This is a genomic window from Methylophilus sp. VKM B-3414, assembly GCF_032248435.1.
GTDB classification, from domain to species: Bacteria; Pseudomonadota; Gammaproteobacteria; order Burkholderiales; family Methylophilaceae; genus Methylophilus; species Methylophilus glucosoxydans.
The window spans coordinates 102,670-119,516 of record NZ_JAVTLI010000008.1 but is presented as its reverse complement, the minus strand read 5'-3'; the positions used below and the strand labels follow the sequence as shown (position 1 = coordinate 119,516).

Here is a 16,847-nt window from a genome sequence, read left to right as displayed (position 1 = left end):
TCACGCGAGGTGATGATGAATCGTGATTATTTATCTTCTACACGCAAGATCGCCAGGAAGGCTTCTTGTGGAATTTCCACATTGCCCACCTGCTTCATACGCTTTTTACCTTCTTTTTGTTTTTCCAGCAACTTGCGCTTACGCGTAATATCGCCGCCGTAACATTTAGCCAGCACGTTTTTACGCATCGCCTTCACAGTTTCACGCGCAATAATATTGGCGCCGATCGATGCCTGGATGGCAATATCAAACATTTGCCGTGGAATCAGCTCGCGCATTTTAGAAACCAGTTCGCGGCCACGGTAAATGCTGTTGGCGCGGTGCACAATCAGGCTCAATGCATCCACACGCTCACCGTTCACCATGATATCCAGCTTGACCAGATCGGCCGCACGGAACTCGAGAAACTCGTAATCCATCGAGGCATAGCCACGCGAAACCGACTTCAGTTTATCAAAGAAATCGAGCACCACCTCATTCAGCGGCATTTCATAACTCAACATCACCTGGCGGCCCATATACTGCATATTACGCTGGACACCGCGCTTGTTATTACACAAGGTCATCACCGGCCCGACATAGTCTTGCGGCATGAGCAGATTGACTACAATCATGGGCTCACGGATTTCTTCAATGCGTGAAGGCTCAGGCAAACGTGACGGGTTCTCGATTTGTATGACCTCGCCGCTTTTGAGCAATAGCTCATAAATCACGGTGGGCGCGGTCGTAATCAGATCCATATCGTACTCACGCTCCAGGCGCTCTTGTACGATTTCCATATGCAACAAACCGAGGAATCCGCAGCGGAAACCAAACCCCAGTGCTGTGGAATTTTCTGGCTCAAACTGCAAGCTGGAGTCATTCAGGCTCAATTTTTCCAGCGCAGTACGCAAGGACTCAAACTGGTTGGATTCGACCGGATACAGCCCGGCAAACACTTGCGGCTTCACTTCTTTAAAGCCTGGCAGTGGTTCAGTGGCAGATTTCCCTGCCCCGGCAAGCGTCACCGTATCACCGACCTTGGCCGCCGCCAGCTCTTTAATGCCGGCAATGATAAAGCCGACCTCACCCGCGCTCAGTTGCTGACGCTGCAAGGACTTGGGCGTAAACACCCCCACCTGCTCACACAGGTATTCGGCACCGGTGGCCATCAGGCGGATTTTTTCCTTGGCGCGCAACACACCATCCACCACGCGCACCAGCATGACCACACCCACATAGTTATCAAACCAGGCATCGATCACCAGCGCTTTCAATGGAGCCGACACATCGCCTCTAGGCGGTGGCACTTTGGCAACCACTTCTTCCAGCACGTCTCGCACACCTTCGCCGGTTTTGGCTGAGCAACGCACCGCATCAGTGGCATCCACCCCAATCACATCTTCAATTTCCTGTGACACGCGCGCAGGGTCTGCCGATGGCAAGTCGATCTTGTTCAGGACGGGCGTCACTTCCACGCCGAGATCAATCGCGGTATAGCAGTTAGCCACACTTTGCGCTTCCACGCCTTGCGAAGCATCCACCACCAGCAATGCACCTTCACAGGCCGATAAGGAGCGGCTGACTTCATAGCTGAAGTCAACGTGCCCAGGGGTATCAATCAGGTTGAGGAAATAGGTTTCGCCATTATTGGCTTTGTATTGCAACGCCGCTGTTTGTGCCTTGATCGTAATGCCGCGTTCACGCTCGATATCCATGCTATCGAGCACTTGCGCTTCCATCTCGCGTGCTTCCAGGCCACCGCACAACTGGATAATGCGGTCAGCCAAAGTGGATTTGCCGTGGTCAATGTGGGCAATGATCGAAAAATTACGAATATTTTTCATGTTCTGTTATGCGTTATTTACAAGCAAGAAAGGCGCTTGAAGCGCCTTTCAAATCGTGCGTATTTTACAGCAAATGCATGAATATCAGTTATTTATTTTGTTTGCGGCAAGTGCGGGCGGCCCTATAAAGCGCACAGCCAAACCCAGGAAAATTTCCCGATTAATCCCTTTTTAAATGCGAACAGCATGCTCGCCTGACCGTTCTGCATTAAAGTTTGCAAACGTCCACGCTTATGGGGACGCTGCATTCACTAAAAACATATTTCAGGGAGTAAATCTTATGTACAAAGTCGTGCTTGTACTCACTTCAGCACTCTTGGCTGGTTGTGCCTCACCCGCCGCCATTGACAAAATGACAGTCAAACCGACCACTCAAAGCTCTTTGCCTAATGCGCAACTTAAAGAAAACGTCACCATTCAATCAGTCTCTGGCGGGAAATCGACCAATCCCCTGTGGGTTTCCAAGGTGGGCAATGATGGATTCAAGCAGGCTCTTGAGGAGTCTTTGCGTAATGCAATGTTACTGAGCAACTCAGGACAAAGCAGCAAATACACACTGGACGCCAAATTACTAAGCCTGGATCAACCGGTTGCCGGGCTGGACATGACAGTGACAGCTGCCGTGGAGTACACCCTGACAGAACGCGCAACCCAAAAAGTCCTTTACTCAAAAATCATTTCTACGCCCTACACTGCGACGTTTAGCGACTCAGCGATTGGCTTTATTCGCATCAAAATTGCGAACGAGGGTGCCATCCATGAAAATATTCGCAGTGTGGTTGAAGCGCTGAATCAATTAAAACTCAGCAGTGACAATATTTCCATGCTCGCCTACTAAATCCCCCACCTCAAAAACAAAAAAAGACAGGTCGCCCTGTCTTTTTTTGTTCACTGCAAGCAGCCGTGCCTTATTTTACTTTAATCGGCACATACAGCGTGCTATCTCCACGCTGCACCAGAACAGCAATCGTTTTGCCACTGGCAACCGCATTGATCTGTTTGTTAAAGGCATCCACGCTCTGGCTTTCATTGTTATTCAAACCGAGAATGACATCACCGCGACGGATCCCGGCCTGTGCAGCCGCGCCCACACTTTCAATCACAAGCAGGCCATTCTTGCCGTTGAGCTTTTTCTTTTGCTGTGGCGTCAATTCACGCAGGGTCAAGCCTATCTTGTTGGACTCGGCCTTAGTGGGTTCTTTGCTGGTTGCGGCAGCTTCAGGTTGCTCGCTCGGCATTTCACCAACGCCCAGTTGCAAGGTTTTGCTGGCACCTTTACGCAGGATTTCTACCAGCACCACTTTACCCGGTTTGGTGGCTGCCACCACACGAGGCAAATCACTCGATGTCGTAATCGGCTTGCCGTCAAACTTGAGAATAATGTCACCGGCTTCCAGCCCACCTTTGTCGGCCGGGCTGTTTTTCTCGACGCCGGCAATCAAGGCACCGCTGGTTTGCTTGAGACCAAAGGACTCAGCCAGGTCCTTGGTCACTTCCTGAATGCCAATCCCAAGCCAACCGCGTGAAATGCGGCCATTGGCCTTGAGCTGGTTGGAAATATCAATGGCAACATCAATCGGAATACTGAATGACAAGCCCATGGAACCGCCATTCTTGCTGTAGATTTGCGAGTTGATGCCGACCACCTCACCGCGCAAGTTAAACAATGGCCCCCCCGAGTTACCCGGGTTGATGGCGACATCGGTTTGAATAAACGGGACATAGTTTTCTTGCGGTAAGGCGCGACCCTTGGCACTGACAATACCGGCCGTCATTGTGTTTTCGAGACCAAATGGCGAACCAATCGCTGCCACCCATTCCCCAACTTTCAACGCATTCGGGTCCCCTACAGTCACCTTGGGCAAGCCGGTCGCCTCGATCTTAATCAAGGCCACATCGGTGCGCTTGTCAGCACCAATAATCTTGGCTTTGAATTCACGCTTGTCATACAGCTTCACCAGCACTTCATCGGCCTCGTTCACCACATGCGCGTTGGTTAAAATATAGCCATCGCTACTCAGGATGAAGCCCGAGCCCAGTGACTGGGTTTTATAATCCTGCCCACCTTCCTGACCTGGCATCCCGGGCATGCCTGGAATGCCGAAGCGGCGCAAAAATTCTTGCAAGTTCTCATCGTTGGGCATGCCTGGAAAACCGATGGTACCGCCGCCATGCACCACCGAAGTAATGCTGATATTCACGACTGCCGGACCTTGTTTTTCCGCCAGTTCAGTAAAATCAGGCAAGTCCTTAGCCTGGGCATGCAAGATTGGTTGGGTCAATGTGATGGCACACGCGAACATGAGGCCAGACATCCATCGTCTCATCATGATTATTCCTATCATTTAATGATTATTAAAAATTAAGTTGTTGATTGTACACGCCGAACATCCCTGACCAGCATGCGTTTGCTACTGCATGTAAATGGTGCCATTGCTGAGAAATACAAGCGCCAACTGACACGCGCCAAAACACACCATAACAGCGAATTGAAGAGGATAGCAATGAAATATTGCGGCATGATTTCAAGGAGGCGGGACCAAGGCATGCACAAACAGACAGGCAGCCATTACTTTTTAAAGGTCACTTGCTGCGCAATCTGTTCCACGGTTTGCGCCGGAACTTCCCCCACCACCACCAGCTGGTAGCCATTGAGGACATGGGCGTACACATTGGTAGAGCCCATATTTTTCTTACCGACGCGGGGCTGCATGCCTTTTACCATCGGCTCGACAAACAGTGACACCGAAGCCAATCCATCAGAAAAAATCCATTGCTGCACGGGGGCAGTCCTGCCGGGCACTTTTAAACTGATTTGGTCAACCTTTTTATAGCCCGTCGGCAAATTCGGCACCACCAGATTGTCTTCTACATGCGTAAGCTCGGTGGTGTCATCCATCACATAAGGCTTGGTCGCATCAATCTTGGGCTGAAACCAATCCAGATCTTTGGTATGCAGCATAGACACCTGGTTAAACCCAATTTGCTCCAAGGTATGCCCTTGCATATCCATCATGCTCATTTTGAGCAACAAGCCATATTCAGTATCAGACCAGATGCGGTACTGGTAACGCAGATTGTCATTCGGCACCATGTCGATGACCTGTGCCAGACGCCCGGCAATGCGCTCCTGTCCGACAAACTTGAGCTTGTAATTTTGCTTGAGGGGATATAGCTGTGTGGGCAGCATGGCCGGAAACAGGTTTTGGCCTCGGCGCTTCTCGATCACGACCTTGTCATTTTTAGCATTAAAAATGACAATATCATCGCCTTCACTGAATACTTCACGCGGGCGGCCATCGAGGACCACATTGCGTGTGAATTCCCGGCCGCCTTCATAAATGTGGGTGATTTGCACCGAACGGATCATGGAGCCATTGTGATAGACAAACAGGCCCTGATAATTGAGCTCTCTGGCGGCAGAGGCGGTTTTCTGCATGGTTGACCATAAATCTTCTTCAGCAAAGGCCGCCTGCTGCACCATGAACAGGCATGAAATCGAAGCAACAATCCGCCAAAACATAGCAGTAGCAACAACCAAATGATGAGTGAAAGAAATTTTATTCGCCAGCCGTATAGGCAACATTATGCGTGTAATAAGTCACACTACTCGGCGCATAATTATGATGAGCCAATACATATTGCTCGGTATCATTGTCGGCAATCTGCGCAGGGGCAGGCGCCTCAGGTTGATTAAGCACAAACATGCCAACAAAAAAGGCAGCAGCCACAGACGCGGCAATAGACCAGGTGTACTTGTCAAAACGCGGGCGGATACGCGTCAATTTGTCGGCATTGGCGATGGCTTGCGGCGCCAATAGTGTCGGTTCATCTTCAAGTGCGGTCATAATGCGGCTGGTCATGTCTGACTGCATCCACAGCTCATCGCGCATGACGTCACGGATCACATGATACTCGCGCCAGGCTTGTGCGACCTCGCCAGAAGATTTGGCCGCCAAGAATATATGTTCACAGCGTTCAACATCGACCTCACCGTCGACCAAGGCAGATAATTGCTGCTTCATAATAACCCCAAATCAATCAATGTTTTTATGTTAGCATTTAACAAAAAATTTGTCATAACACCTACACACCCAATCAAATTTTTATAACAAATCATGCCACTACCAGCGTTTATTGTGTGGCGTATCCAACAACGGCCTCAATTTCGCGGCAATGGTCTCACGGGCACGGAAAATACGGGATCGCACTGTGCCAATCGGGCACTGCATGACGCTAGCAATGTCCTCGTAACTCAAGCCCTCTAACTCACGCAAGGTGATCGCAGTGCGCAACTCATCTGGCAACGCAGCAATCGCATCATTCACGGTTTGCGCAATCTCCTTGGTCATCAGGGATGTTTCAGGCGTCTCCATCGTACGCATGTCTTCACCTTCATCAAAATTCTCGACATCCTCAATTTCGACATCCTGCATCACCTGCGGCTTGCGCCCCATGGACACCAGATAATTCTTGGCCGTGTTAATGCCAATCCGGTACAGCCATGTATAAAACGCACTGTCCCCACGGAAGCTGTGCAGCGCACGATAAGCCTTGATAAAAGACTCCTGCACCACATCTTCCACTTCTGCCTGATCGCGGATCATACGCGACAGCAAGCGGCCCAACTTGCGATGGTATTTTTCCACCAGCAATCCAAAGGCGCGTTTATCGCCTTGTTGAGCGCGTTCAACCAGCATCTGGTCAAACTCTTTATTCTCTTGCTGTTTGGCGCTCGCCGCCTGAACAGTCATATCGCGATGACTCCCTTGGGTAATTTTATGATTGGGAGTAGTATACGCTTTTGTGTTATTTTCGACGAACCCAGTGCGCGTTAACGCCTCTAAATTTGCTGTGTGTAACATCGTCTCATCCCTTAGTATTGTTTGCAGTTGCAACACGCAATGCGAACACTAGTACGACTGACCGCCCTCTTCAAAAGTTCCGTTGACCACGCCCGTTTATGAATAAAGTGTTTGATGTCTTGATTATTGGTAGTGGCCTGGCTGGCCAATCGCTGGCCTTACGACTGGCCGATCAATACCGGGTATGTATCTTGAGCAAACGCGAACTGACCATGAGTGCCAGCAACTGGGCACAGGGCGGCATAGCGGCGGTACTCAATAGCGAAGATTCGGTAGAGGCGCATATCAAAGACACGCTGGACGCTGGCGCGGGCCTGTGCGACAGCGAAGTCACCCGCATGGTGGTGACCAGTGGCCGCGACAGCATAGACTGGTTATTGCAGCAAGGCGTGAATTTTACGCGTGAAGCTCAAGATGACCGCCTGCATCTCACCCGCGAGGGGGGGCACAGCCACCGGCGCGTCGTCCACGTGGCCGATGCCACGGGCCAGGCGGTGCAAACTACGCTGACCGATCGCGTACGTGCCCACCCTAACATTACCATTCTGGAACACCATATTGCGGTGGACCTAATCACCACACACAAACTGTTCAAGCAAACCGAGAATGATGGCCCCAACCGTTGCCTGGGAGCCTATGTGCTGAACAACCAGACCGGCAAAGTGATCACACTGTCTGCCCAATACACAGTGACGGCCACAGGGGGCGCGGGTAAAGTCTATTTGTATACCACCAACCCTGACATCAGCACCGGCGACGGTATTGCCATGGCCTGGCGTGCGGGTTGCCGCGTGGCTAATCTGGAGTTTGTGCAGTTTCACCCTACTTGCCTCTATCACCCGCACGCCAAATCATTTTTGATTTCAGAAGTGCTGCGTGGCGAAGGCGGCTTGCTATTATTGCCTGATGGCACCCGCTTTATGCCTTGGCATGACGAGCGTGCGGAACTGGCCCCGCGCGATGTAGTTGCGCGCGCCATCGACTTCGAGATGAAAAAGCGCGGCCTGGATTGCGTTTACCTGGACATCAGCCATAAACCACTGGATTTCATCCAGTCCCACTTCCCGAATATTTACCAGCGCTGCCTGCAATTGGGCATTGATATCAGCAAGCAACCGATTCCCGTGGTGCCTGCAGCGCATTACACCTGTGGCGGCGTCATGACCGACATCCATGGCCGCACCGATATTGACTGCCTGTATGCCATTGGCGAGACCGCCTGCACCGGCCTGCACGGCGCCAACCGCCTGGCCAGCAACTCCTTGCTGGAGTGTCTGGCCTTCAGTCGCAGCTGCGCCGAAGATATCCGGTCACAGGGTCAGCAACCGACCATTTCCTTGCCGGACTGGGACGAAAGCCGCGTTACCGATGCCGATGAAGAAGTGCTGATCACCCACACCTGGGACGAGTTGCGCCGGTTCATGTGGAACTACGTAGGGATTGTGCGGACCACCAAACGCCTGAGCCGCGCACTGCATCGCATCCATATGCTGCGCGATGAAGTACATGAGTTTTACAGTAACTTTAAAGTCAGTCACGACCTCATCGAACTGCGTAACCTGTTACAGGTGGCGGAATTGATTGTCCGCAGCGCCATCGAACGCCATGAAAGCCGTGGCTTGCATTACAGCAAAGACTACCCAGACCTGTTGCCCGAAGCCATTCCTACCGTCCTGACCCCGGACAACTATACCAGCTTGCTTGATTAGCGTATGGCCACTCGCGTTCGTGTGTTGTGCAGATGGCTGGCAGCCTGCCTGTGGCTCATGCTCTGCAATAGCAGTATTGCCGCCCCAGAACTTGAAAAAATCATTGATGGCGACACGGTATTGATACAGGCGCAAGGCAGCCATTATCGCTTGCGTTTGCTGGACATTGATGCGCCTGAGCTGCACCAAGCATTTGGCAAGCAATCCCGCCGTAGCTTGAGCCAACTGTGTGCCTGTGCAAAGATTACGGTCAACACCCAAGGCCAAGATCAATATGGCAGGCAACTGGGCCACCTCTACTGCGATGGCACAGAGGCCAGCCAGTTTCAGGTGGCGCAAGGGATGGCTTGGTTTAATGCGCGCTACTCAACACGCACCGCCTTGCAGGCCTTGCAGCAGCAGGCACAACAACAAGGCTTGGGTTTGTGGCAATCAAGCGAGGCGATGCCACCCTGGCAATGGCGAAAATTATACGGTCAACATTATCGTCACCAAGACTGACACTGTCGCCACAATATCCTTTAGAATATTGTTTTAACAGCGAACTTTAGGATTCAACACATGCAAGTAGCAATGAACACCGTGGTCTCCATGACCTATAAACTGCAAAATAGTGATGGCGACATTCTGGAAGAAAGCCAGGAGCCGGTGGCCTACCTGCACGGCGGCTATGACAACATTTTTCCCAAAGTAGAAGAAGCCATGCATGGCAAAAATGTCGGCGACAAGGTAGAAGTAAGTCTGGACCCTGAAGATGCCTTTGGTGAGTACGACGACAACCTGGTGCAAATTGAACCGGCCAGCGCCTTTCCGAGCAAAGATCTTAAAGTCGGTATGCAGTTTGAAGGCGAAGACGAAACCGGCGACGTGATCCTTTACACCATCACCGATATTGCAGATGGTAAAGTCGTGGTCGATGGCAACCATCCCTGGGCCGGCCAGCGTCTGCTGTTCACGGCAACGATTGCCAGCGTACGCTCAGCCAATCAAGAAGAAATCGAGCACCAGCATGTGCATGGTGCCGGTGGTCATCACCACTAATCAACCCGCCAGCGCAAGCTGGCCTATCGCTACTGGCTGGCGCAACTGACCCTGCGCCAGCACCAGCACCAGCACTTCATCGGCAATCTCTGCTAATTCAGCCCAGGCGATTTTTAAGCTTATCCCACCAGCACAAGCCGGTCAGCGACTGTTTGACATAAATTCCAACCGGAATGGTCAGGATACCTCGCGAGTGCCATCTGTTTGACCAAAGTCCCGGAGCCCCCCCTACACCGTCATCACTCGCATACCAGCTTTGCTGGCTATTATTGTCTGGAAACTGGTTCATGGCATCCGTCAGGCTGGCTGCCGCGAATATCATGCGTTTTTTTGTCTTCAGCCCTGCTGAGCAATACATGTGCCATCAAGCGGATGAGACCGGCGACCAGCCATAGCACTTTATTCCTGTAGAGTGTGTTCCGCATTATCAGCCCTTGATCATGCACGCATGATGGATGGCGCGCACGGTATAACAAGCTTGTGATGCTACCATCGTTATATTCAAATGCATATTACGAAACTTGAAAAATACGGTTTTTTTTGAAAAAATCAGTTTTTTTGCAGGTGCTGGGTGATAAAGCCAAGCTCATCCGCCGCCGCTTGCGCAGACTTTTGCAGGATGTGCTCATAGGCCTGGATGAGTGCCAAACCGAAGGCCGTGACCTGTGCGCCGCCGCCGTGCGCGCCTCCAGCGGCACTGATGACGACCGGCTCGTCAAAACAATGATTCATCAAATCAACAAGCTCCCATGCCCGGCGATAAGACATGCGCATTTGCTTGGCAGCGGCCGAAATGGAACCGTGTTGCACAATGTGCTGCAGCAACTCGATTTTGCCTGGACCGAGCGCGATGTGGCCTTGATGGCTGATCCTGATTTTAAGCAGTGAGGCGGACATAGGTAAACTACTTTGACTGAATATCTGTTTGCACAAAGGTTTCAAAAGGCGGCAACTCGGCCAGCGAACGCAAGTTCAAATCATCGAGAAAATGTTTGGTCGTGGCATACAGTGACGGGCGTCCGGGGACTTCACGCTGGCCGACCACATCTATCCAGTCACGCTCCTGCAATTGCCGAATCACATTCGGATTCACCGCCACGCCGCGGATCTGCTCGATATCGCCCCGCGTCACCGGTTGACGATAGGCAATAATCGCCAGTGTTTCCATCACTGCGCGTGAGTATTTTGGCTGCCGCTCAGGATTCAGACGCGCCAGGTATTCGCTGTATTGAGCTTTGGCCTGAAAGCGGTAGCCGCTGGCCACTTGTACTAAATCCAGCGTTTTATCCGACCAGTCGGCCTTGAGTTCATCGAGCAACATGCGCAATGTCGCACGCTCCATGCGTCCGGCAAACAATTTGAGCAAATCGTCCAGAGACAGCGGCTGCGGCGAGGTGAGCAAGGCAGCCTCCAGCACTTGTTTCATCTCGGTAATGTTTTCCGGAGTATGCACGTCAAGTCTCCCGGCCAGTGGTATTGGCTTGCAGGTAAATGGTACCAAAAGCCTCCTGCTGCGTGATCAGAATCAAGCCTTCTTTGGCCAGCTCCAGCATGGCCAGGAAATTCACCACCAGCTTGGGCACGCCCTCAGTCCCCACATCGAACAGCTCGTCAAACCGCAATACCGGCGTTGCCGACAAGCGCCGCAACAACAGACTCATATGCTCGCGTACAGAGAGTTCCGCCCGCCCCAGTTTATGGTGCTGATTGAGCCTGGCACGCTTGAGCACATTGCGCCACGCCTCTACCAGATCATCCAGACTGACTTCAGGCGGCTTGACCAGTGACAGCCGCTCGTAATACGCCGCAGCCACCTCAATGTCTACGCCGACTTTGGGCAAGGCATCCAGCCGCTGTGCAGCCTGCTTGATCGCCTCATACTCCATCAGCCGTTTGACCAACTCAGCGCGCGGGTCGTCTTCCTCCTCCAGCTCTTGCGGCTTGGGCAACAGCATGCGTGACTTAATCTCAATCAGCATGGCTGACATGAGCAAATAGTCGGCAGCCAACTCCAGATTCACCGCTTTCATTTTTTCCACATAGCCCATGTACTGCGTGGTCAGCTCAGCCATGGGGATGTCGAGAATATCCAGATTGTGCTTGCGGATCAGGTACAGCAGCAAATCCAGTGGCCCTTCAAAGGTCTCCAGATACACTTCCAGCGCATCCGGCGGAATATACAAATCTTGCGGCAAAGCCGAGAGCGGCTCGCCATTGATTCTGATCTGGGTGCTGTTGACGGAAAGCTCCATGCACGGATTGTAGCGACTTGTCGCGGGCGCTTAAAGCTTATTCTGCATAAGGGTTGGGGAAGCCCAGCTTTTGCAGGATGCCGATCTCCAGCGCCTCCATCAGCGCCGCCTGCGCCTCAACCTCATGGTCGTAGCCATGCATGTGCAGGACGCCATGCACCGTCATGTGCGCATAATGCGCCAGCACGGACTTGCCCTGCTCAGCAGCCTCTCTGCTAATCACCGGCGCGCAGATCACAATGTCGCCCATCAGGCAGGGCTCCTCCGCCAACGGGAAGGTGAGCACATTGGTCGCATAATCCTTGCCGCGGTAATTCGCATTCAGTTGCTGGCCTTCTTCAGCATCGACAATACGGATCGTCAGGCTGGTATCTACGCGCAAGCTGGCGCGGATCCAGCGCTTGAATTGCGACGCGCTGGGCACATCTTCCGCAGGTGTCGCCACTTGTAATGAAAAATCGAGTTGAGGCATAGCATCAAGTTTTATGTACAATATCCGACATTATAGAAAGAAAACCCTCAAAGGAAATGGTGTGATGACAAATCGCCCCAAGCTGGTGGTTGCCAACCGCAAAATGAACGGCAACCTGCCAGACAATGCCCGCTTTATGCAAAGTGTGTTGCAAGAGACGCGCCATCACCGGGCGCGCTATGCGGTGTGCCCGCCACATCCCTATTTGCAGCAGGCGCAACAATTACTGCAACACAGCCATGTGGCCTGGGGCGGACAAAACATGAGCCGCTTTGAGCGTGGTGCCTACACAGGTTCCGTCTCGCCGCTCATGCTCAAAGAGTTTGGCTGCACCTACGTCATTATCGGCCACTCTGAACGCCGCTTACGTGGGCACGAAAGCGATGAAAGCTGCGGAGAGCGTTTTGAGGCAGCCCTCAAGGCTGGGCTGACGCCCATCCTGTGTATAGGCGAAACCTTGGAAGAATACGAACTGGGCGAAACCGATCTCGTGGTAGTGAGGCAGTTGAACCCCGTCATTTCACATGTAGGCATCCAAGCGCTCGCCAAAGGCGTCATTGCCTATGAGCCGATCTGGGCCATCGGCACGGGTAAAGCCGCCAGTCCGCAACATGCCCAAGCAATTTTGTCTTTCATCCGCGGCCACATTGGGCTACTGGACGAACAAGTTGCAGAACAGATAACCTTGCTCTATGGTGGCAGCGTCAATCCCGGCAATGCTGCGCAATTGATGAGCATGCCAGATGTCGATGGCGGGCTGATCGGCGGTGCATCGCTGATTGTCGAAGATTTTATTCAAATCTGCCAGATTGCCAACGAGTTATCCACCCTCAAGTCAGCCGCCTGAAAACATGTAATGTCACGCCCCTGAGTGGTTGAGGTGCTCAGCGCGCAGCCAATAAAAAAGCCGACTTTCGTCGGCTTTTCTACATCCAAGTAAAACCAGATTACGGATGTCTGGATTACTTAGCTTCTTCAGCAGGTGCAGCTTCAGCAGGTGCAGCTTCAGCAGGAGCAGCTTCGGCTGGTGCAGCTTCAGCAGGAGCTTCAGCAGCAGGAGCTTCAGCAGCTGGGGCTTCAGCAGCAGGCGCTTCAGCAGCAGGTGCTTCTTCAGCTGGTTTTTCACCACAAGCAGTCAAAGCCAAAGCCAACAATGCAGCCAACAATGCAGAACGTGTCATCTTTATTTCCTTAGTATGTATGAGCAAAAAATTATGTACGGGTAACGCTGCGGGTGCAGAATCAACCGAGTGAAAAAATTGTATCAGCAATTGATTAAAAAAAGAACGAAAAACCAGTGAAAAAGAAAGGATTTTTTTGTGTCAGAACAACAACTCTGTGTTTTTTTCACAAAAAATCCGCCAAATCCTTTGCAATCAATGCAAAATTAACCGGCTCAATCAGAAAAATGCACGTATCCAGACAGGTAAATCCCTCGTAACCAGGGCAACAAGGGATGAATGGCTGCTGTTTGGCAGTCTGCGGCCGTCAACAGCCGCTGGTTAGCGAATGTATTGAGCAAAGGCCCCGCCTCCGCTGACACACTCACGCGCTCGCCATTGATAAAATACTGGCCTTGCCAATGCAACATCTGCGTCTGCAAGTCCATCACCAGTCCAGATTGCTGGGCGCGTTGCAAAAACTTCTCTGCACTCAGTTTGCGGTTGGGCGAAAACACAACATACGCTTTGGGCTCTGAAAAATACTTTGCCAGAAACGGTCCCAGTTGCTCGGTCTCCCAGGGCAAGCGGCGCAACATGCCAGCCACTTGACTGACCATCTGCTGGTCAATCGCTGCGGCATCTTGAGCGGGTTGCAACTCAGGGTCGCGATACAGTTCGTCAGGCAGCATCTCCTGGCGGCAGGCCTCAAGAAACTCAATGGCCAGTTCACGCGCGGCGGGCGCCCGGAAGCCGATGGAGTAGGTCATGCAATCATCATCTTCTGCAATGCCCCAATGCGCGACATTGGGCGGCAGATAGAGCATGTCGCCCGGCGCCAGCACCCACTCCTGCTCGCATTCAAAGTGCGACAAAATGCGCAAGGGTGCATCGGCAATCAATCTTAAATCCGTTTGCTGGCTGATACGCCAGCGGCGGTGCCCCGCGCCCTGCAGCAAGAAGACATCATAGCTGTCGATATGTGGCCCGACGCCACCACCAGTCGGCGCATAACTGACCATGACATCATCGAGTCTGGCGTTGGGGACAAAGCTAAACTGCGACAGCAAGGCTTGCGCCTCTGGCAGCACATGATTCACCCCCTGCACCAGCAGGGTCCAGTCGCGCGCAGGCAAACTGGTAAAGTCTTCGTCATCAAACGGGCCTTGCCTGACCTGCCAGCCATCTCCCTGATTCATGCGCTCAGAATCAAACTGTATCAGTCTGGCCGGCACCTCAGCCTCACAGGCCAGCCCCGCCAGCTCGCTTGGCGTCAGTAATCCCTCAAAACCAGGGATAGCACCCCGGATTAATAATGGTTTCTTTTGCCAGTAGTCTGCCATGAATTGCGCAGGGCTTAATCCGTTCAGTAGGGTCAGGGCTTGATGCATGATGATGAAGATTATCTAAAAGGAAGAAAAGGGGCGGTCGTGATGCTTTGTGTCAGCCGCGAGATCAAGCGCTGCGACTTCTCGGCCAAGGTCAAGGCCAGCAAATCTGTGCGGGCAACCAGCTTGCTAAACTCGCGCTCAAAGCTCAGATTCTGTACCTCACCTGTCAGGCTATTGGTCAGCAACAACAGTTCGCCCTGGGCATTTTTGGCATTCGCCAGTTTCCACATGGCGATTTCAATATTTCTGGCGGCATTGTATAGGTTTTGCGGATCTATGCTATCCAGCAAGAAAAAAGACGCCTTGCTGCCATGCGCGCGGTAAAGCATGGACTGGATACCCACCACCAGTGCCAGTACGCGATCGCCACCAAATTGCGGGTTTAATGCCAGCTTGATCGCAGCGGTGTCTTGCGCATGCCCAAGCGCCTCCAGTTGCCAGCCATGCACGTGAGCCTGCTCAAACACATAGGTGGCGATCTGTTCGGGCCCGCCCAAGCCAGATTTCTGCGCTTCAGCCGGGTTGCGTTTATACAGTTTGAGCATCAGCAAGCGCAAGGTGCTGACGTTTTCGGCATATTCAATATCCGCCAGGCGATCCAGATCGGTTTTCACCAGTTGATGCAAGGCATTCCGGTCTTGCCGCACTGGCACCGGACGTCCATTCGGCGAATCGACATACCCTGAATGAGGGGAGGTCGTACAGGCGACCAGCAGCAATAGCAACATCAGGCCACTGCAGCCGATGCAACTCATGCAGGCAAGATCCTTTGCGCAGGAAACACGATGCGGAAACAGCTCCCCAGCCCAGGCTCACTCTCCACCTGCAAGCTGGCCTGATGATGATGCAGAATATGTTTGACGATAGACAAGCCCAAACCTGTGCCGCCGGTATCGCGGCTCCGGCCGCTGTCCACACGATAAAAACGCTCGGTCAGTCTGGGTAAATGGTGTGCTTCAATACCGATGCCATTATCTTGGACGCTGAACACCACGTCCTCCCCCCGCATTTGCCAATAAATATCAATCTTGCCTTGTGGCGGGGTATAGCGTACAGCATTGGTGGTCAGGTTGCTCATGGCACTCATGAGCTCATTATAACTGCCCGTCAGGTTAACGTTCGCCTCCATATGCAAGGTGACCTGATGCTGCCCCTGGCTCAATGCCTGAGCATCGCGATGCAATTGCTGCAACATGGCCTTCATGTCAATCTCGGTTTCATCCTTGAGCGTGACATTATTCTCCAGGCGTGACAAGGTCAGCAAGTCCTCGATAATGCGGCGCATGCGCGTCGTTTGCGCCTGCATCATGTCAAAATAAGGCTGGATATCGGGAGAAATCTCCCCCTGCATGTCACTGATGGTTTCCAGAAAGCCACCAATCACGGTGAGCGGTGTACGCAACTCATGTGACACGTTGGCGATGAAATCGCGGCGCATGACTTCGGTTTTTTCAATGGCGGATACATCTCGGCAAATCAGCAGTCGCTGCTTGCTGGCAAACGGAATAATCTGCAACTCCAGCGTGATATCGGGACTGCGCCAGGATTTAAGCTTGAGTGGTTCGCTGTACTCTTCGGCTTGCAGGTATTCCACGAACTCGGCCTGGCGTAATAAATAATAAATCGGCTGACTTTCGTCATGATGGCGCTTGAGACCCAGGCGTTGCACGGCAGGCTCATTAAACCATTCGATTTCATTACGATTATTCAGCACAACCACGCCATCCGGCAAAGCACTGGTGGCATGACGCAAGCGCTCCAAGGTACTGCTTAACTGGCTTTGGCTACGCGAATGGCGGCGCATTTCATGATAGAGATTGGCAAAAATGTCTTCCCAGATACCTTTGCCGTTGGGGATAAAATTCAGGCTGGGCTTAAGGGCCCACTGGTACAGACGGTGTATCCAGTATAAATGTCCGGCCAGATAGGCCAGCACACCACATAAATAAGTCAACCACGCCAGATGCGCATTTGTGAACCAGCCAAGGAGCAAGCAACCAAATGCCCACAGAAACAAAGTCCAAAACGCTTTTAAACGAATATCTTGCACAAGCCAATCTCACCGGATAGATGGCAGCGATTATACGACACAACGATGCAGGCACAATGACAGGAAAATGACGTAAGCGCA

Annotated in this window: 19 protein-coding genes; 5 read left to right on the top strand and 14 right to left on the bottom strand. The window is 52.4% G+C overall.

All coding sequences use genetic code 11. From position 1 onward, the window contains the following. Positions 1–26 precede the first annotated feature (26 nt). Positions 27–1,826 (bottom strand): translation elongation factor 4, encoded by a 1,800-nt coding sequence (gene lepA, locus Q9292_RS09325; protein ID WP_194749477.1) that lies wholly within the window; start codon positions 1,824–1,826, stop codon positions 27–29. 280 nt (positions 1,827–2,106) lie between these two features. Between lepA and Q9292_RS09320 the strand changes: the two genes are divergently transcribed. Further along, positions 2,107–2,664: a hypothetical protein gene (locus tag Q9292_RS09320; protein WP_313987220.1), complete on the top strand. Its 558-nt coding sequence runs from the start codon at positions 2,107–2,109 to the stop codon at positions 2,662–2,664. Positions 2,665–2,734: 70 nt separating this feature from the next. Here Q9292_RS09320 and Q9292_RS09315 read toward each other — a convergent pair whose 3' ends face one another. From Q9292_RS09315 to rpoE, 4 genes are all read right to left on the bottom strand, one after another. Beyond that, the gene (locus tag Q9292_RS09315) at positions 2,735–4,156 is read right to left on the bottom strand and encodes a DegQ family serine endoprotease (protein WP_313987218.1); all 1,422 of its coding nucleotides are present in this window, start codon (positions 4,154–4,156) and stop codon (positions 2,735–2,737) included. 239 nt (positions 4,157–4,395) lie between these two features. Further along, the gene (locus Q9292_RS09310) at positions 4,396–5,349 is read right to left on the bottom strand and encodes a MucB/RseB C-terminal domain-containing protein (RefSeq protein WP_313987216.1); all 954 of its coding nucleotides are present in this window, start codon (positions 5,347–5,349) and stop codon (positions 4,396–4,398) included. A gap of 37 nt (positions 5,350–5,386) precedes the next feature. Further along, a complete protein-coding gene (locus tag Q9292_RS09305) occupies positions 5,387–5,851 on the bottom strand; it encodes a sigma-E factor negative regulatory protein (RefSeq protein ID WP_313987213.1) in 465 nt (154 codons plus the stop codon). Positions 5,852–5,950: 99 nt separating this feature from the next. Beyond that, entirely contained in the window at positions 5,951–6,580 is a 630-nt protein-coding gene (gene rpoE, locus Q9292_RS09300) for an RNA polymerase sigma factor RpoE (RefSeq protein ID WP_194749473.1), read from the bottom strand. Between the two features lie 209 nt (positions 6,581–6,789). Here rpoE and nadB point away from each other — a divergent pair, with 209 nt between their 5' ends. Genes nadB through Q9292_RS09285 form a run of 3 tightly spaced genes read left to right on the top strand, consistent with a single transcriptional unit; the run spans position 6,790 to position 9,441 of the window. Beyond that, positions 6,790–8,400, top strand: a complete 1,611-nt coding sequence (gene nadB / locus Q9292_RS09295) for an L-aspartate oxidase (RefSeq protein WP_194749472.1) — start codon at positions 6,790–6,792, stop codon at positions 8,398–8,400. Positions 8,401–8,403: 3 nt separating this feature from the next. Continuing rightward, positions 8,404–8,901 carry a thermonuclease family protein gene (locus Q9292_RS09290; protein ID WP_313987207.1) on the top strand — a complete coding sequence of 166 codons (498 nt, stop codon included), beginning with the start codon at positions 8,404–8,406 and terminating at the stop codon, positions 8,899–8,901. A gap of 60 nt (positions 8,902–8,961) precedes the next feature. Next, complete coding sequence (locus Q9292_RS09285; protein ID WP_194749471.1) at positions 8,962–9,441, top strand: peptidylprolyl isomerase; 480 nt, start codon at positions 8,962–8,964, stop codon at positions 9,439–9,441. A gap of 97 nt (positions 9,442–9,538) precedes the next feature. Here the strand turns inward: Q9292_RS09285 and Q9292_RS09280 are convergent, their stop codons facing one another. The 5 genes from Q9292_RS09280 to ybeY form a co-directional block, all read right to left on the bottom strand. Beyond that, positions 9,539–9,763: a hypothetical protein gene (locus Q9292_RS09280; protein WP_313987204.1), complete on the bottom strand. Its 225-nt coding sequence runs from the start codon at positions 9,761–9,763 to the stop codon at positions 9,539–9,541. 227 nt (positions 9,764–9,990) lie between these two features. Next, complete coding sequence (locus tag Q9292_RS09275; RefSeq protein ID WP_313987201.1) at positions 9,991–10,338, bottom strand: LysR family transcriptional regulator; 348 nt, start codon at positions 10,336–10,338, stop codon at positions 9,991–9,993. Positions 10,339–10,345: 7 nt separating this feature from the next. Beyond that, a complete protein-coding gene (scpB, locus tag Q9292_RS09270) occupies positions 10,346–10,867 on the bottom strand; it encodes an SMC-Scp complex subunit ScpB (RefSeq protein WP_409934492.1) in 522 nt (173 codons plus the stop codon). 28 nt (positions 10,868–10,895) lie between these two features. Then, positions 10,896–11,693 (bottom strand): segregation and condensation protein A, encoded by a 798-nt coding sequence (locus tag Q9292_RS09265; protein WP_194749468.1) that lies wholly within the window; start codon positions 11,691–11,693, stop codon positions 10,896–10,898. Positions 11,694–11,730: 37 nt separating this feature from the next. Continuing rightward, positions 11,731–12,165 carry an rRNA maturation RNase YbeY gene (ybeY, locus tag Q9292_RS09260; RefSeq protein WP_313987193.1) on the bottom strand — a complete coding sequence of 145 codons (435 nt, stop codon included), beginning with the start codon at positions 12,163–12,165 and terminating at the stop codon, positions 11,731–11,733. Between the two features lie 64 nt (positions 12,166–12,229). Here ybeY and tpiA point away from each other — a divergent pair, with 64 nt between their 5' ends. Continuing rightward, on the top strand, positions 12,230–13,012 hold the full coding sequence (tpiA, locus tag Q9292_RS09255) for a triose-phosphate isomerase (protein ID WP_313987190.1): 783 nt from the start codon (positions 12,230–12,232) through the stop codon (positions 13,010–13,012). A 12-nt stretch (positions 13,013–13,024) separates the two neighbouring features. On the opposite strand, the gene Q9292_RS09250 is transcribed toward tpiA, so the two are convergent. The 4 genes from Q9292_RS09250 to phoR form a co-directional block, all read right to left on the bottom strand. Next, positions 13,025–13,291: a hypothetical protein gene (locus Q9292_RS09250; RefSeq protein WP_313987187.1), complete on the bottom strand. Its 267-nt coding sequence runs from the start codon at positions 13,289–13,291 to the stop codon at positions 13,025–13,027. Between the two features lie 270 nt (positions 13,292–13,561). Continuing rightward, on the bottom strand, positions 13,562–14,716 hold the full coding sequence (locus Q9292_RS09245; protein WP_313987185.1) for a cupin domain-containing protein: 1,155 nt from the start codon (positions 14,714–14,716) through the stop codon (positions 13,562–13,564). A gap of 11 nt (positions 14,717–14,727) precedes the next feature. Next, a complete protein-coding gene (locus Q9292_RS09240) occupies positions 14,728–15,471 on the bottom strand; it encodes a hypothetical protein (RefSeq protein WP_228518929.1) in 744 nt (247 codons plus the stop codon). Next, positions 15,468–16,766 (bottom strand): phosphate regulon sensor histidine kinase PhoR, encoded by a 1,299-nt coding sequence (phoR, locus tag Q9292_RS09235; RefSeq protein WP_194749463.1) that lies wholly within the window; start codon positions 16,764–16,766, stop codon positions 15,468–15,470. Before phoR ends, Q9292_RS09240 begins: the two co-directional genes overlap by 4 nt. Positions 16,767–16,847: the final 81 nt, after the last annotated feature.

Bases quoted from the DNA above. Each gene is read 5' to 3' on its own strand.
- lepA (WP_194749477.1), bottom strand. From the start codon at position 1,826: ATGAAAAATATTCGTAATTTTTCGATCATTGCCCACATTGACCACGGC.
- Q9292_RS09320 (WP_313987220.1), top strand. From the start codon at position 2,107: ATGTACAAAGTCGTGCTTGTACTCACTTCAGCACTCTTGGCTGGTTGT.
- Q9292_RS09315 (WP_313987218.1), bottom strand. From the start codon at position 4,156: ATGATGAGACGATGGATGTCTGGCCTCATGTTCGCGTGTGCCATCACA.
- Q9292_RS09310 (WP_313987216.1), bottom strand. From the start codon at position 5,349: ATGTTTTGGCGGATTGTTGCTTCGATTTCATGCCTGTTCATGGTGCAG.
- Q9292_RS09305 (WP_313987213.1), bottom strand. From the start codon at position 5,851: ATGAAGCAGCAATTATCTGCCTTGGTCGACGGTGAGGTCGATGTTGAA.
- rpoE (WP_194749473.1), bottom strand. From the start codon at position 6,580: ATGACTGTTCAGGCGGCGAGCGCCAAACAGCAAGAGAATAAAGAGTTT.
- nadB (WP_194749472.1), top strand. From the start codon at position 6,790: ATGAATAAAGTGTTTGATGTCTTGATTATTGGTAGTGGCCTGGCTGGC.
- Q9292_RS09290 (WP_313987207.1), top strand. From the start codon at position 8,404: ATGGCCACTCGCGTTCGTGTGTTGTGCAGATGGCTGGCAGCCTGCCTG.
- Q9292_RS09285 (WP_194749471.1), top strand. From the start codon at position 8,962: ATGCAAGTAGCAATGAACACCGTGGTCTCCATGACCTATAAACTGCAA.
- Q9292_RS09280 (WP_313987204.1), bottom strand. From the start codon at position 9,763: ATGATATTCGCGGCAGCCAGCCTGACGGATGCCATGAACCAGTTTCCA.
- Q9292_RS09275 (WP_313987201.1), bottom strand. From the start codon at position 10,338: ATGTCCGCCTCACTGCTTAAAATCAGGATCAGCCATCAAGGCCACATC.
- scpB (WP_409934492.1), bottom strand. From the start codon at position 10,867: ATGAAACAAGTGCTGGAGGCTGCCTTGCTCACCTCGCCGCAGCCGCTG.
- Q9292_RS09265 (WP_194749468.1), bottom strand. From the start codon at position 11,693: ATGGAGCTTTCCGTCAACAGCACCCAGATCAGAATCAATGGCGAGCCG.
- ybeY (WP_313987193.1), bottom strand. From the start codon at position 12,165: ATGCCTCAACTCGATTTTTCATTACAAGTGGCGACACCTGCGGAAGAT.
- tpiA (WP_313987190.1), top strand. From the start codon at position 12,230: ATGACAAATCGCCCCAAGCTGGTGGTTGCCAACCGCAAAATGAACGGC.
- Q9292_RS09245 (WP_313987185.1), bottom strand. From the start codon at position 14,716: ATGCATCAAGCCCTGACCCTACTGAACGGATTAAGCCCTGCGCAATTC.
- Q9292_RS09240 (WP_228518929.1), bottom strand. From the start codon at position 15,471: ATGAGTTGCATCGGCTGCAGTGGCCTGATGTTGCTATTGCTGCTGGTC.